At 51.6% G+C, this 14,103-nt stretch carries 12 protein-coding genes and 1 pseudogene; 7 read left to right on the top strand and 6 right to left on the bottom strand.

All coding sequences use genetic code 11. The features are described 5' to 3' along the window. Positions 1-299 precede the first annotated feature (299 nt). From AM590_RS13060 to AM590_RS19935, 5 genes are all read left to right on the top strand, one after another. The gene (locus AM590_RS13060; protein ID WP_008094379.1) at positions 300-1,157 is read left to right on the top strand and encodes a ParA family protein; all 858 of its coding nucleotides are present in this window, start codon (positions 300-302) and stop codon (positions 1,155-1,157) included. Beyond that, entirely contained in the window at positions 1,157-1,588 is a 432-nt protein-coding gene (locus tag AM590_RS13055) for a hypothetical protein (RefSeq protein ID WP_058827860.1), read from the top strand. The genes AM590_RS13060 and AM590_RS13055 overlap by 1 nt, the downstream gene beginning before the upstream one ends. 832 nt (positions 1,589-2,420) lie before the next feature. Then, positions 2,421-3,704, top strand: coding sequence for an orc1/cdc6 family replication initiation protein (locus AM590_RS13050; protein ID WP_082677737.1), 1,284 nt, complete (start codon positions 2,421-2,423; stop codon positions 3,702-3,704). A gap of 981 nt (positions 3,705-4,685) precedes the next feature. Further along, entirely contained in the window at positions 4,686-5,261 is a 576-nt protein-coding gene (locus tag AM590_RS13045; protein WP_058827858.1) for a hypothetical protein, read from the top strand. Further along, complete coding sequence (locus AM590_RS19935) at positions 5,258-5,704, top strand: hypothetical protein (protein ID WP_082677721.1); 447 nt, start codon at positions 5,258-5,260, stop codon at positions 5,702-5,704. The genes AM590_RS13045 and AM590_RS19935 overlap by 4 nt, the downstream gene beginning before the upstream one ends. A 105-nt stretch (positions 5,705-5,809) precedes the next feature. Here the strand turns inward: AM590_RS19935 and AM590_RS13040 are convergent, their stop codons facing one another. Then, positions 5,810-7,168, bottom strand: a complete 1,359-nt coding sequence (locus AM590_RS13040; protein ID WP_058827857.1) for a restriction endonuclease — start codon at positions 7,166-7,168, stop codon at positions 5,810-5,812. A gap of 208 nt (positions 7,169-7,376) precedes the next feature. Here AM590_RS13040 and AM590_RS21380 point away from each other — a divergent pair. Then, a pseudogene (locus AM590_RS21380) lies at positions 7,377-7,808 on the top strand (nucleotidyltransferase domain-containing protein). A gap of 144 nt (positions 7,809-7,952) precedes the next feature. Here AM590_RS21380 and AM590_RS21375 read toward each other — a convergent pair. The 5 genes from AM590_RS21375 to AM590_RS20540 all read right to left on the bottom strand — a co-directional run bounded on the left by AM590_RS21375 (position 7,953) and on the right by AM590_RS20540 (position 11,565). Beyond that, entirely contained in the window at positions 7,953-8,474 is a 522-nt protein-coding gene (locus tag AM590_RS21375) for a DNA-binding protein (RefSeq protein ID WP_082677720.1), read from the bottom strand. Further along, positions 8,467-9,159: a nucleotidyltransferase domain-containing protein gene (locus AM590_RS21135; protein ID WP_004967670.1), complete on the bottom strand. Its 693-nt coding sequence runs from the start codon at positions 9,157-9,159 to the stop codon at positions 8,467-8,469. Before AM590_RS21135 ends, AM590_RS21375 begins: the two co-directional genes overlap by 8 nt. Positions 9,160-9,711: 552 nt before the next feature. Further along, positions 9,712-10,371 carry a hypothetical protein gene (locus tag AM590_RS13025; protein WP_004062067.1) on the bottom strand — a complete coding sequence of 220 codons (660 nt, stop codon included), beginning with the start codon at positions 10,369-10,371 and terminating at the stop codon, positions 9,712-9,714. Then, complete coding sequence (locus AM590_RS13020) at positions 10,368-11,306, bottom strand: hypothetical protein (RefSeq protein WP_058827856.1); 939 nt, start codon at positions 11,304-11,306, stop codon at positions 10,368-10,370. The genes AM590_RS13025 and AM590_RS13020 overlap by 4 nt, the downstream gene beginning before the upstream one ends. Positions 11,307-11,316: 10 nt before the next feature. Further along, complete coding sequence (locus AM590_RS20540) at positions 11,317-11,565, bottom strand: hypothetical protein (protein ID WP_152418776.1); 249 nt, start codon at positions 11,563-11,565, stop codon at positions 11,317-11,319. A gap of 946 nt (positions 11,566-12,511) precedes the next feature. Between AM590_RS20540 and AM590_RS13015 the strand changes: the two genes are divergently transcribed. Further along, positions 12,512-13,771, top strand: a complete 1,260-nt coding sequence (locus tag AM590_RS13015; protein WP_058827855.1) for an orc1/cdc6 family replication initiation protein — start codon at positions 12,512-12,514, stop codon at positions 13,769-13,771. The last annotated feature ends 332 nt before the right edge of the window (positions 13,772-14,103 follow it).

Here is a 14,103-nt window from a genome sequence, read left to right as displayed (position 1 = left end):
AGTTATGAACTATAGCTATATCAAAAGAGGTGTCTGGCCTACCCACTCGTCAACCCCCAGTCAAGAAGTACGGGGAGTATAGCCAGTCACTATAGATGTATAGGTGACCAGCTAATCTCTACGTTCAGGTATTCTTAAGGCCGAAATCCCCGATTTAGTCCACAGGGTATGGTTCGGATCATCAATGGTCAGCAAAACCAATGGATATAGCCATACACTATAGCTATACAATATAGCTGGAGGATGTCGCTACAATGTCTGACCTAGATTTATATTCATGTCTACTGAATACTCTCGTAATGCTCACTTATGCCCCCGTCTCGGAGGCTGGCGGCGTCGGCAAAACGACGACTGCCGCGACGCTCGCAGCGAGTCACGCACGCGCAGGACACGAGGTCCTCGTAATCGATATGGATACACAAAACGGGAGCCTCACGTACTTCTTCGGGCCTGACTACGATCGCGGTGACCCAGAAGTCGACAACCTTGTCCGACACCTTGTCGGCCGTCCGAAAGGTGGTTTCCACGACCTCACCATCGAAGTCGAGAGTGGGATCGACCTCATTCCCTCGCACAACATGCTCGAGGACCTCCATGAGTTCCTCCTCAACGAGAAACAGCAGGCCGAGAACTTCGGTGAGTCCTACAGTATGTACCACCAACTGCATCGTGTCCTCCGTGAAGCGAACGTCCGAGATGAATACGATGTAATCATCGTCGACTCTGCTGGTAAGGCAGGTCCCATCCTCTACAACGCTCTAGTTGCTGTCAGAAACGTCGTGATACCGTTTGAGGCGACTGCAAAAGGCCAAGAGTCAATTGAAGGACTCGATGACCTCGTCGACGGGTTGGAACAGAGCATCGACGTCGATGTGGGTGTTCTGTCAGTCCTCCCTATCGGGTACAAAGACACACGTGACCAGCGGGAGATTCTCGAAGAACTTCGTGAAAGTGGCTTCCCTGTCCCGGTCGTGATCGGGGAACGTGGCTCTCTGATGGAAGGGTGCTGGAAACAGCAGTGTAGCCCATACAGATACGTGGAGGAACATCGTGACCGAAAGCGTGACTACGAACTCAAGACACTCGACCAATTCGATGAACTCGCCCGATATCTCGAGAAACAAGCCGAGCTTGAAGCTCCCGAGGTGACTGCGTGATGGGACTCAAATCTGGCTCACGAGATGCTGGTCTCGACGATTCTGAAGGTGATGTTGAGCAACCTGAAGAACAAGGAATCAACGAAACAGTAGATGACACCACTACTGAACCCCTGTCCATCGACACCGAAGAGACCGAGACGGAGTCAAAAGATGAGTTAGACCAGAAATCCGAATCTCAGCGGCCGACGATGGATTCACTCCCGTACAAGCTTCGCCGTGATAAGGTAAATGAGGGTCGCGAGCAGGTTCCGTACTTTCTTCGTGAAGAGGTAATTGATGGCGAGGCCGAGCTTCAGGATACACTCGAAGAGTTACTGGATGAGAAGGTCTACAAATCAGACTACCGAGAGGCTGCGATGGTTGTTGCCCAGCGGAACCCCGAGCTAATCGCAGAAGTCCTTCGTGAGTGGGGATACGACCTAAGATGACTTGTTGAGACGTAGTATCTCGTGATTCAGTAAACGGCCTTGGGTGGACACCACGTTGGTACTTGGCCAAACATCTTTGCTGTGACACCACGTGGTTACTACTGGAGACAATCTGTGTCACACACGTCTCCACAACTCCCCCATGACGACTGATTCAACGATACTTGGTCGGTGTCCTGACTGTGGTGACGAGCTTGCGCCGCATCAATTGCTGATTGAGTTTGAAGAAGCAGATGGTACAACCGGCGTGTTCGCGGAGTGCTACTCGTGTGATGACGTTGTTCGACCGGAGTGACCCCTTTTCTTTGTTGTATATCTGTACGCAGGAATCGACTTTTACACATCGATGATGGGGGGTGCTGTATATGCAGGAGAGTACCAGTCGAGGGCTGCAGGAGATGTTCGGTTTACACATCGATGACGGGGGGTGTGACTGACAAATTAATTGAATGACAACAACACAGTAGTATCCAAATTCAGTCGAACTGCCTGATTTTACACTTCGAACACGGGGTGTGGGTCGCTACAATATACTTCGTAACCGGTACTCACCCAATAAAATTCAGAATGTCGAATTCAGGAGCTAGATCAAACAACGCGGAGAGATATACATCGACGGAGGTCAATCTTTTTAACACCTCCGACACACAGCAGAAGTATGGCCGGCAGCAACCAGGGTGGTACTGATCAATCTACGTTGGAAGATGAAAGAACGCAATCACAGACAGAAGACGCGTCCAAGGTCACTCAGAAAGACACTGCTGTCGACAACGCGCCCCCCAAAGTTTCCGAAGGCGAGGCTGAGAGAAGCACACAGCAGTCGATCCGAGATATGCTCAACGAGGATGGTGGCGGGTCAGTCTTCATCAACCGTGACCTCGTCGAGCCCGACACCATTATCGACGAAGAGCGAATCGTCGGTCGCGACGACCAACTCGAGTCCGTCGTGTCGTTCTTGAAACCAACACTCCAAGGAAATCGGCCGCCAAATATGCTTCTCTACGGCCCTGCCGGTACTGGTAAATCACTTATTATCGGCGCCGTGACGCAGCAGATCGTCGATCTCTGTAAATCGAGGGGTGAGAGCTTCGGGGTTGTCGATATCAACTGCCAGCCGATCAATACCCTCGACCAAGCCGTCTACGAACTCGTCCAGACAGTCGCAAAAGACGTCGGCGCAGAAGTGGGCGTGCCCGAAACTGGCGTGTCGACTAAACGGAAGTACCGACGTCTCTACGAACTTATCAACACCCACTACGACTCGGTCATCTTCATCCTCGATGAGATCGACCTCCTAGTTGGACGCCGTGCTAACGACGAACCCGCCTACTCGAAGTTGCTCTACCAGCTCTCGCGAGCCAGCAACACGAACGAGATTGAGGGACGAGTATCCGTCGCAGCACTGACGAACGATCCGAAGTTCATGGAGGACATCGACGGCCGAGCCGAGAGTTCGTTCAACCCCCGAGACGTATACTTCCCAGACTACGATGCTAACCAGTTGCGCGAGATACTCCAGAATCGCCGCGACGCCTTCCGAACGGATGCGCTCTCTGATGACGTGATTCCACTCGTCGCTGCCTTCGCAGCACAAAGTCACGGCGATGCTCGGAAGGCCATCGACCTGTTCCGTGGCGCTGGCGACCTCGCCGATGAACGTGGTGACGATAGCGTTGAGGAACACCATGTCCGCGAGTCACAGGAAGAGATCGACAAGGATCGTTCACTAAAGCTCGTTGAGGGACTCACGACACAGAAAAAGATCTCCCTGTATGCTACTGCTGCCATCGCACATTACGCAAAGCGCTCAGGAAGTTCCGTTCCGAGCCCCGTCGGATTCAAAGTGTATCAGTGGGTAACGGACGAACTCGACGCGGATCAGATGACTCGGGAAACGTACGTCAAGTACATCAAAGAGCTTTCGACGTATGGATTGATTTCGACGTCAAGGAAGAGTCGAGGTCGCGGTGGCGGGATGTACATGGAGTTCACCTTCACGGGTGACCCCACGGGTATCATGAAACGGATCACGGAGGATACTCGTTTGGAGAGTATTGCCGAGCAAGAGGAACTCCTCCGAACGGTGGTCAATGCACAACTGAAGGACTTCCATTAGAGCTGAGGTGGACGCTTTTCGTGGAGGACGAGTGTAGACACACCCCCCGTCGTCGATGTGTAAGTTCCCAACCCCTCCCCCCGTCATCGAAGTGTAACTGATATCGACAGAGTGACTGGTTGTACGAAACCTATCAAGGCAGTCTAGTATTACTGAACGAGGAGTTCAAGTCGCCAATACTGCAGGCCATTCTTGTGAGAGTCTACTGATTAGGAAGATCGCTCGCCCAAACGAGGGAGGAAGGCTTTGACGAGTTGTCTCGAGTCAATAACGCAACCCCCTCCCCCCGCAATCGATGTGTAAATAACCGATAGACGATGGGTAGAGACGACAAAGCGAACGGACTCGATCAAGAAGAAAACGTCTAACACTAGTGTTACCAGGGGAGAGAGGGACCAAAACAACGGTCATTCAAACCAGCAGATCTTGTTTGGCCAGCTAGAGTGTCTCTTATTCAATATTTAGTTTAGCTCCACTACGGGTCCGATTAACTTGGTAGATACATAAAACTTCGTCAGACAATAGTCATAAGTTCTAGAGAGGTTATTTCTGTACCGTTACAGCCTCTCGTGCGGATATACGGCTGTTACGTTCGGTTTACCCTCATTACGTTTCTTCCCCCCACTCCCATCTCACGGTTTTACACATCGATGACGGGGGGAGAGGGCCTTCAATCTCGACCTCGATGAACACGTCAGTCGTCGCGTTGAGTGTGCCAAATGGTTCGTGGCCCAAACCTACTTCCTGCGGCGAGATCCTGTCCTGAGTGGCGAACTAACGCTACTCAATCTCAACGTCCAGATGTCTCATTTTCGATGTACTTGTAATAAAGCACTACACCAGATCTGAGACATCGGCAACTATGTTAACCAACAACTGGGCGTATCCAGCGGGTCTGTTGGTTAATACAGCCCCTCGAATCATGGAGTCGGAATAATCCGTGCCAGCAAGATTTATTCCTGTTGATCACGTGGTTTGAGTATGGAAGAACCGCGCTCTGAACTACAGGCCAATGCCGAGGAGCGAACTAAAGCGCCAGATTTCGACGTCCTGACCTCGCCAGAGGAACTTGTCCGTGGAGAGCGGACGCGAGACGATTTTTTTGACGCTGTGCTTGGGCTCAGCAAACCAGCGACCGCCAGCGAAGTTGCTGACCTCGCAGGCCACGGCGTTGACGCCGCGAGAGAGTACCTTGAGTGGTTCGAACAGATGGGTATCGTGAAGCAGGTTACCGAGTCGCCGGCCACGTATGTACGCAACCAATCATACTTGAACTGGCGACGAGTCCAAGCGCTCCAAGATGAATACTCAACGGCGGAGCTCCTTGACTTCTTGAAAGACGAAGCAGCACGGGCAGAGGAGTTGTCCGAGGAGTTCGATGTCGCGTCGCCGGAAGCGGTCTCTCTCTCAAAGCACGCATCGACTACTGATCAATCGATAGAGGATGTTTGGGAGGCCGTTTCTGCGTGGAAGACCGCTCGCCACCGGGTTGAGCTCCTCGAACGGGCACTAGCAACCGAGTCGGGCGACGCTGCTGATCAGCGAACGGCGGTATGACTGGGTGGGATGAGAGTAGTGGGTCCCATTCAGTTTCAGGTGCCCCAGTTGATTTTGACCGCTTGGACGTCATTCGAGATAGATTTGCTACCGACGAGCGGTTCACGCAGATAGTCGACCGACCTGAATTCGCCCCCGAGCGGCTGGTCTGTGTGTACGATACGCGGTTTTACCCATCGAGTGTTCACAGTGCTCGATTAGAGATTGTCTGGTTCGAGAACGGGGACTTCTCGCTCCATTACCACGAGGATCACGTTGAGGGGACGTTCGATCATCGATGGGACCGCCACCCGTCGGAGCACAACGCTCGCGACCACATCCATCCCGGTCCAGATGCACCGACACCTGGAGATGATTCACCGCATCCCAGCGATTGGCGCGATGTCCTCTCAATGGCTCTTGTCGAGATTGAAGCCAGGCAGCGTGCATTCTGGGAAGGCTGACCCCCCCGCTATGGTGTTCACTTTACTGCCTGTTGTACGCTTCATCGAGGTCATCGTACTCTCAAAATGGCAATCACTTTCGTCGGGTGAGGTACCTCCAAAGTACTAGACGACCCCGGACGTGAGAATGAACCCAAGTAAGAGTACGATACTGATGAGAAGGCCACCGACGAGTGGTGTATTCTCCATTGCTTTCTCGTGGAGGGCCATCTGTTCGTACTCTGAGCGGAACTCTTCGAGGTTTGATTCGTCGTAGAAGTACTTCGTTTTCAGCACAAATCGCTCGGTAACTGCACAGCCTGTACATACTGGTGTCCCCTCGAGCCGTTCTGTTTTGATGTGCGAGTCACAGTTGATGCTCCCACAATTTGCACAGTACGTGTACGATTTTGCTGTTTCTTTCTCACAGTGGACGCAGCGATGGATTTCGTCTTCGATCGCGACTCGGGAGGGCCCCGCAGCGTAGTACGAGTACGGATAGGTGTACTGCTGGAGTTGCAGTGTCTGTCGAACCCGTGGGACGTAGAGCGGTGAAATCGCCTGGATAGAGATGTCTGACTGCTTCGGTTCACACGTCTTCTCGTAGGTGACATTGTTGCCACCTGTGTAGCTGACAGTCGTCGTGTGATGTTGCTGGAGACGAGAGACTGCCCACTCTTTGTAGTCGGTTTCTGTCTGCCCGTAGCGAGTGACGTCGACGTCGTCGAACATCGTGCTGAAGCGGTTGGAATCGAGTTCGACTGCTTGCTGGCCGTTGTTCGCGATGAGGTCTGCGAGTCTACTGTCTGCGACGCTGGGTTCTCCTCGCGTCGCATGGACGACGAAGCGGTTTGATTCGTTGACGCGATGGATGACACCGACTGAGGTTTCGAAGACAGCGTCTATTCGTGCACTAATGGTGAGATAGGGCTGGAAATCAACGAGCTTGTGTGGTTCTGGGAGTGCGTCTGCGTCGAGATTTTGGATGTCACGGGCTGCTTCACGTACTGGTGCATCAACGCCGCTTGCTGGATCGAACGGTCGGAGCGTTTCGTCACAGAGAATCTCGATACGACCGTTGTAGAGATCCAAGCCGACTTCGTCGGCGATGTCTCTCAGGTCGGTTCCGTCGATGAGCTCGATTGGATATGGATCGCCGTTCTGTCTAAGGCGAGTAGCGTACTCTTCAGCGGGTGCAGAAAATTGCCCTGTCGTGACGACGATACCACGCTTTGGGCCGTCGTAGTCGTACGTCGCGATGGCTGAGTGGAGTTTCTGGACGACAGGCCGTCCGACAGAGCCTGTGTGTTTGCACTCGACGACAACTCCACGGCGTGTCTCGTCGACGACCTCCTCCATGAGGATATCTCGTCCTTCGTCGGCGGTTTTGCGTGCCTGATGGACGTTTTCGTACCCGAGATTCCGAAAAACATCCTCCATCAGGTCTTCAAATTCGAATCCGGAGAAATCGTCTAAGAGTGGCATGAGAATTTCACTTGACAACCAGACGTACTGTAACTATTAATTAATTGCCTCCCTGTCACTAGGTGCTGTAACGCCCGTCAATGTGTAAGCGGTGAGCCGTCTACTCCCCCCTCGACAGAGTTCAAGCCAGGTGTCTTTCTGTGACACACTCCATAACTTGTCTCAGTCCGACGGAATTCTATTGTGACGATACACCATGGATTTAGACATGGAACCGAGCGATGGACGTTCAGAGGCGCTTTCTGCCCTCAGAGAGGCAGTCCGTTCTGACTCGGATATTAAATTCGTGGTCACACTCGGCTCACAGATTACGGGCGGGGCGACGATGGCGTCTGATCTCGACATCGCAGTCAAGTTTGCGGACAGTCTTTCTGCTCGTGACCGATTTGAGAAGTAGTGTTTCCTATCGGGTGATCTTCAGTGGGAGGATGCGCCGTTCGTTGATGTCTCGGATATTGAGACGCTCCCACTAGCTGTTGCACATGATGCAGTCCGCGGCTCGTTCGTCTGCGGTGATGAGCAGGCATTCGAACAGTTAAAGACAGAGACTGAAGCACAGTTCGCCGAACAGCGGGACGACCTTCGGCGTCAGCGGCGCACGGTAATCGATCGCATTGCGGAGGAGGGACTCCGTGACTGACGAGCGAGCTGTCTCAATTTGGATGTACCTGTATTAACTACTGCATCGAATATGAGGCACGTGGTGAAGTCGTGATGCGACTTGAATTCAGAACGGCCTCGAACCTTAGGTTTCGATGCATCTCTCTCGTCGAACGACTATCTCTTATGGATTAGTTCCGGTCTCGCACGTGCAAACGCCGCCTACTCTTATCTGGTTGGTGACGTGTTTGTGGACACTCTTGACAAGTTGTTGCATCGCTTCTGCTTGTCGCTGCGTTGGGCGACGTCCGCCGTAGTAACTGTCAGTTCGATTAGTATCGTACAAGTGCCGAAGGTCGCGTGTTGTGTCCCGAGAAAGAAGCCCTAGATCAGATGCACGATCGTAGCAGGTGGTATGGTCGTGGAAGTCATTGAGCTCGCTCGTTCCTTCGGCTAATGCAAACGCTTCGATAGACCGTTCGGTTGCACCGAAACACAACTCAATCGTCGCGGTGTAGAACCCTTGATCTGCGATTTGATCAACAGCTGCAAGCAATTGGCAGGCCTTCGTGAGCTGTGTTTTCCAATCGTCGTCCGGGTCGATCCCGTCTTCGCGTGATGGGACACCAAACCCCTCCTCGTTGAACGCGTCAGTTGCCGCGTTGAGTGCGTCGGTTATGGCTCGTGGATCGGATCTTTTACTCATCGAGCTCACCGTGGAAGACCATCTTTCGGACTGTTTCAAACTTCTCGGAGTCGTAGACAACAAGCCCACCACGAAGTACTTCTCGCAGTTCCTCAGTATAGTTCGGAATCGCAGGCAAGGACTCGACGTCGATATCGTATGCGTACCGGCCTGTTTCGAATTGCCGCTCTTCGAGATCCTGTCGTACACGGTTTGCCGTTCGCTGGTTCGCCATTCGATCTTCCTCAACGAGTACCCATAGGTCAATATCACTTAGCCGGTCTGCGTTTCCTCGTGCGACACTCCCGTAGAGGAGGATGCCAATGACACCGTCGAGATTCTCGACTAATTCGTTGGTTGCAGTGCGGACAGGTGGCTGGAATTCTGATTGGGGGATCTGAAGAAACAAGTCGTCCGGTCGTGACAACCGGGCTCGGTTGACGTGTACAAGCCGCGTGTTCCCTTCACGGCGGTCGATTACAAGGTTGTTTGCAGTCAATACGTCCACCGCCTTGGAAATACTTGGCTGGGAGTAATCTACAGCGTCAGCTAATTCAGTGATAGAAAACGAGTCAGCGTGATAACGAGATAAAAATAGAAGCACTTCGTGGACTGCTTGGCTTTTGAATAAATTCGCGTCTTGTGCTGGAATATCGAGTGATATACTTGTCCCCTCTCTATGGGGTGTATTCGTGCTACTTTGCATACTAAAGAGTAAGTTCGTCCACTTACTTATACTTTATATAAAAATAGAGTATCTGTTCAAGTAGTATGCTTAGTTGAACTTGTCCGGGTAGCCTCGCTTATCCTGAGAACTGAGGGTGTGGATCTTTGGCGACTAGTTCGAGGCTATTCTAAAGGTAGAGGGGGTGACCCTCCAAATTAATATTCTCACACCTATTTTCAAACCATGACCATTCTCGGGAGTGGCGATACATGCTACCGACCAATCGGCTAATCACCGATTCTATCGTTTGTCAGGCGTCCCGAACTCATTGGAACTGGATGGTTGATAATAGTGTGTCAATCGAAATGCCGAAGATAGGGATCTGTTGAAATCTTTCAGAGTTGATATTGAGGTGACCCCTCTACTTACAAGGGTTCACGGATTCGGTAGCAGACGAGTCTCTCGGAAAACCGAAAGACGTGAAGAGGGTTTCAATAGAGCCGCATGAGACTATTTCGAGACCAAAGTTTTTCGAAATCCTGCATACCGTATTTTGTGGAAACTCCTTGCTTTCAATAATCCGATGACGGATTACTCTTTACCCAGACTCAACTTTTTGACTTCGTCTGAGTCAAGTTCCGTCTCCTCGATGGGGATGGCTGCCGTCACCAGTTCGGAGTCTTTCGATGGACGTATGGTGTAAATCACGACACCTGCATTTTGATCTTTAAATATATTTGCGTCGGGAAAGTCCGGTTCGTCCCGAGAATTTCGTCGATATAGTGGCAACCATCTCGAGAATGCCAGTTCGGTGATGACTAAACACACAACGAGTACCGAAACTGTGACTAGAACTGTTGGCCACACTGATTGGGCCTCGAGTATTTTTGCGAGATCAAGGAGGCTCCCAAGGAATACGAGTAGCCAGAGGACACTGATGAGTCCAACCACTACTAAGCTCCATCCGTCAACGATGTCGCCCTTGCCCTGCTTCTTCACTTGCTTTCCCTGATCGTCTTCTACGAGTTCGACCTCGCCGTAGCTCGACCGTTCAAATGAACCGAAATCGACGTGTGCGTACGAATTGTAGACAGCAGCACTGATAAACACCGCAAATCCAGTAATTCCGTACGCCTGCCAGCTCGGGTCGCGGAGCCACCAGAACAAGTAGGCGTAGTTGATTGCAGGTAAAAACGCGAGTGCAACAGCCTCTTCGTCCAGTAATCGTAGTGCGTCGGTAAGGTAGCTCATTCAATTGGGACGTCTGGACGTAACGTCAGGATGTACTGATCTAGTTCATCGTTCTGAGTGGCATATATTTCCCCGTCAAATTCATTTTCCAACTCTCCGTGTGCGTCGCTAACGACGTCTTGCGCGTTTCCTTTCCCACAGACCTCAACGAAACCTGGTGATCCCTCCCAGCGCAGGATTTGATCTGTTTTTTCCGTGGCCTCATCAATTATTTTCTCGGGTTCCCGATCCTGTGTTTGGACGAATACGGCAAACGGGCTGTGCTTCACGTATTTCCCGAATAATTTCTTGAAATCATCTTGGGTCTTTTCCCCGTTTATCACAACATCATGATACATCTGGTCAAAGACTCCATCCTTGTCGAGATACCCCATCGAGCAGATCGATATGAGGTTTTGAGCTTCCTGTGGGTCGTACCCTCGATCAGAGTATTCCTCGGCGATGTCCCAACGTGCGTCCTGTATTTCGTCTTGAGGGGGCCTCTGATGTCGCTCCATCTCTCTGAGCACGAGTGCTTCCTCAAGAACAGGAAGTAGTTTTCGAGGAATCCGGTCTCGCATGCGATGAATAACTTCATCGATAGAACCACTCTCTGATTCCATCACTTTCGCGATCCCTCTCCGGTTATCGATCGGGAATCCACCGAGCACCTTGTGAAGCTTTTCGAATTCGGGTACGACTTCCTCTAGTACGGGCTGCGGGATGTTGTCCGTGTCGAGGACCAATGTCTCAATGTCGTCGACGGTTAGGATATCTGCATACTCACCAGCTGGAAGATCCCCAGCGAGTACATCCTCATAATCACCATCTTCCGCTAGCTCGCGAAGGTCCTCCGAGTTCATTGCGACCGGACCGTATTTCGTATCGGTAATTGCTAGAAGATGAGCATAGGCGGCATCGGCGAGTGCGTTGAGCGCATCAACTACCTCCTCCATCACTAACGAATTAATCTTCGTCCCTGAGATTTCGATCGCTCAGGTGTGCAACAATAGCAGAGAAATTATCTTCAACAGGTTCAATCGATCCTTCACCTAGAAAGCCAATCTCATCTGTCGTTAGAGGTTCGTCGTTTTTGTTTGTGGACAGCTCACCGGACTCCACGTCGCGGATGTAATCTTCGTCGGTCACTTCAGCCCCTAACAGTGGCAGGAAAGACTCCAATTTGTCACGTGAGACGACGAACTCTGTTTTCATGTCGGATTACTACTCACTACACATACCTGAGCCATGGATAAAAAACATACCGGTAGATCACTGCTCTGGCACATCTAATTGACCCAGAACTTCGCCGGTTTTGGGTTGTGACACCTAAGATTTTCACGTCGAGTTCATGATCACTGTCAACGTATAATTGTTCATCAGAACCGTCTGCAAACACGTATCTTAGTTCGTACGTACTCTCATCAACTCGAATAACAGCATAGTCGATCTCAGCATGGTTGTTTGAACAGAGAACAGTAATATTGTCCCAAACATAGAGTCCGGGGGCACTGTCTAGTTTAGAACTTCCTTGACTGGCGTCCCCCGTCAAGCGCTCGATGCGGCCATTCAAAATAATCATACTGCTCGAGCTGTATACTTGTCTGAATTATTACCACGACACCCACACCCCCGGTGTCGAATGTAAACACTCGAAATAGACTGGGTATAGCCCTTAAACACCCGTCTGAAAGATACAGAGGCTGTGTCGATTGTTCTACTCTCTGTTCGCTGATATCTATATTTGGCGGAAAGTATAAGTCGAATACACGAAAACAGTCTCCGTATACCAACTAGGCGAGACAGTATATTTGGTGTGCCTCATCTTACGGGCCGATAGAGTTTCTGTCGACCGTGTTCTCCGGGAATTTACTTTCGACAGGTGGGGTGTGTCTGTTCGGCCAACGCTAAGTGAATGAGTTGTAACGACAGAACGGATCGATTTACATTCGACACCTGGGGTGCCCCCGGTACGAACCCGAGCCTAAGTGAGAGTTACACTCGACAGTCGGGGTGTGTGTTACAATCGACGGCTGGATGTCTGGGTGGTTCTCGAATGTGCAGAAAATCGGTTCTGAAGCCGTCCAAAGCGGTACTTACATTCGACGCATGGGGTGTGAATTACCCTATGTTTATATGCTCTCCACCGGGTGTCGATTGTATGGACTCAGGCGGCAAGGAACAACGCTCACTTGATGAAATGTGGGCTGCTGAGGACCCGATATTCGAGCGAAAACAACTGCTCGAAATTGACCACATCCCTAACGAGGACCGCATCATTGGGAGGGACGAGGAGATTGAGAATATCGTGTCCTCCCTTCATCCAGCTATCAGCGGTGGCTCGCCGCGGAACACGCTTATCTACGGGAAAACTGGAACGGGCAAATCTCTCGTCACGAAACACGTCACACGGAGTGCCCAACGCTACGCCGGAAATCAAGGCGTGGAGATGGGTCGAGCCTACGTTGACTGTACGCAATCGTCTACCGAGACTCGTGTCGTCGTCAACCTTGCTCGAGAACTCAATAACCCCGAGAGGACTGGTATCTCTATCCCCGAAACAGGGCTCTCGACCGACGCGTACTATCATCGGCTCTGGAAAATCCTCGACGAACTCTATGATGTCGTGATCGTCATTCTCGACGAGATCGACAAACTGCAAGAGAACGAAGTTCTGATGCAACTCTCTCGTGCTGGTGAGGCTGGGAAGGTCGATTCGTGCAATCTGGGGATTATCGCGATCAGCAACAAAATCTCGTTCAAAAAATCGCTCGACGAGCGTGTGCTGAGTAGTCTCCAAGATACGGAGTTCATCTTCCCGCCGTACGATGCGAACCAACTTCGTGCGATTATGGAGAATCGTAAGGATGCCTTCAGACCGGGTGTGATCACTGACGACGTCATCCCGCTCTGTGCGGCGTATGCAGCACAAGAACATGGTGACGCTAGAAAGGCACTGGACATCCTCCGAAACGCGGGCGAACTCGCGAAGAATAGCGATGCTGAGCAAGTAACTGATCAGCACGTCAAGGACGCTCGTGATAAGGCTGACATGGACCGCTTTGCAGCGTTACTCAAAGACCAACCAACCCAGGCAAAAGCACCAATACTCGCGCTCGCAGCACTCGTTGAGTCCAAGAATGAGGCCGAGTTTTCGAGCAACGAGATTTACGAAATCTACAGGTACATCACAAACCAGCTGGACATGGATACACTCTCCCAACGCCGGATGAATGACCGGCTTAACGAAGCCGTGTTTCTTGATATTCTCGGACGGACCGAACGCGTTGTCGGGAGGGGTCGGGGACGGGGCGTCACTCCCTACCTCTACCATCTACTCGAGGACGCAGACATCGTACAGGCGGTCATCCTTCGGGACTCGCGTTTCGAGCCGCTTGGTGGACAACCATTGATTCCCTGAAAGCGTCCCTATCGCCTGGTTTTACATTCGACGCATGGGGTGTGGATTGTCGTAATTCCACCAGACACGTTCCAGACAATAGACAGGTTGATTAGTGAGTTGACCAATTTGAAACTGCTGTTGTCAGAGGCTCCCCTCCCAAGCAAGTCCACGGTTCGCTCGTCCGCTGACGTCCCTCTCCCTTCGTTTGTCGGTGCAGTACGCACCTATTCCTGATTTTGCAGGTATTAACCAGACCATGAGAGAGGGTGTCATAGAAGAGTTCTCACACCGTGATCACGGTACTTCCCGGATTGTCTCCACGTTCGTAGTTGGTGATTGCGACGACGAGG

The sequence above is a fragment of the Haloferax sp. Q22 genome (assembly GCF_001482285.1).
Taxonomy (GTDB): Archaea; Halobacteriota; Halobacteria; order Halobacteriales; family Haloferacaceae; genus Haloferax.
Note: the sequence above shows the minus strand (reverse complement) of the source record. Positions and strands in the feature narration are given on the sequence as shown.

Bases quoted from the DNA above. Each gene is read 5' to 3' on its own strand.
- AM590_RS13050 (WP_082677737.1), top strand. From the start codon at position 2,421: ATGCTCAACGAGGATGGTGGCGGGTCAGTCTTCATCAACCGTGACCTC.
- AM590_RS20540 (WP_152418776.1), bottom strand. From the start codon at position 11,565: ATGAAAACAGAGTTCGTCGTCTCACGTGACAAATTGGAGTCTTTCCTG.
- AM590_RS13015 (WP_058827855.1), top strand. From the start codon at position 12,512: ATGGACTCAGGCGGCAAGGAACAACGCTCACTTGATGAAATGTGGGCT.
- AM590_RS19935 (WP_082677721.1), top strand. From the start codon at position 5,258: ATGACTGGGTGGGATGAGAGTAGTGGGTCCCATTCAGTTTCAGGTGCC.
- AM590_RS13045 (WP_058827858.1), top strand. From the start codon at position 4,686: ATGGAAGAACCGCGCTCTGAACTACAGGCCAATGCCGAGGAGCGAACT.
- AM590_RS13025 (WP_004062067.1), bottom strand. From the start codon at position 10,371: ATGAGCTACCTTACCGACGCACTACGATTACTGGACGAAGAGGCTGTT.
- AM590_RS21135 (WP_004967670.1), bottom strand. From the start codon at position 9,159: ATGCAAAGTAGCACGAATACACCCCATAGAGAGGGGACAAGTATATCA.
- AM590_RS13060 (WP_008094379.1), top strand. From the start codon at position 300: ATGCTCACTTATGCCCCCGTCTCGGAGGCTGGCGGCGTCGGCAAAACG.
- AM590_RS13040 (WP_058827857.1), bottom strand. From the start codon at position 7,168: ATGCCACTCTTAGACGATTTCTCCGGATTCGAATTTGAAGACCTGATG.
- AM590_RS13055 (WP_058827860.1), top strand. From the start codon at position 1,157: ATGGGACTCAAATCTGGCTCACGAGATGCTGGTCTCGACGATTCTGAA.
- AM590_RS13020 (WP_058827856.1), bottom strand. From the start codon at position 11,306: ATGGAGGAGGTAGTTGATGCGCTCAACGCACTCGCCGATGCCGCCTAT.
- AM590_RS21375 (WP_082677720.1), bottom strand. From the start codon at position 8,474: ATGAGTAAAAGATCCGATCCACGAGCCATAACCGACGCACTCAACGCG.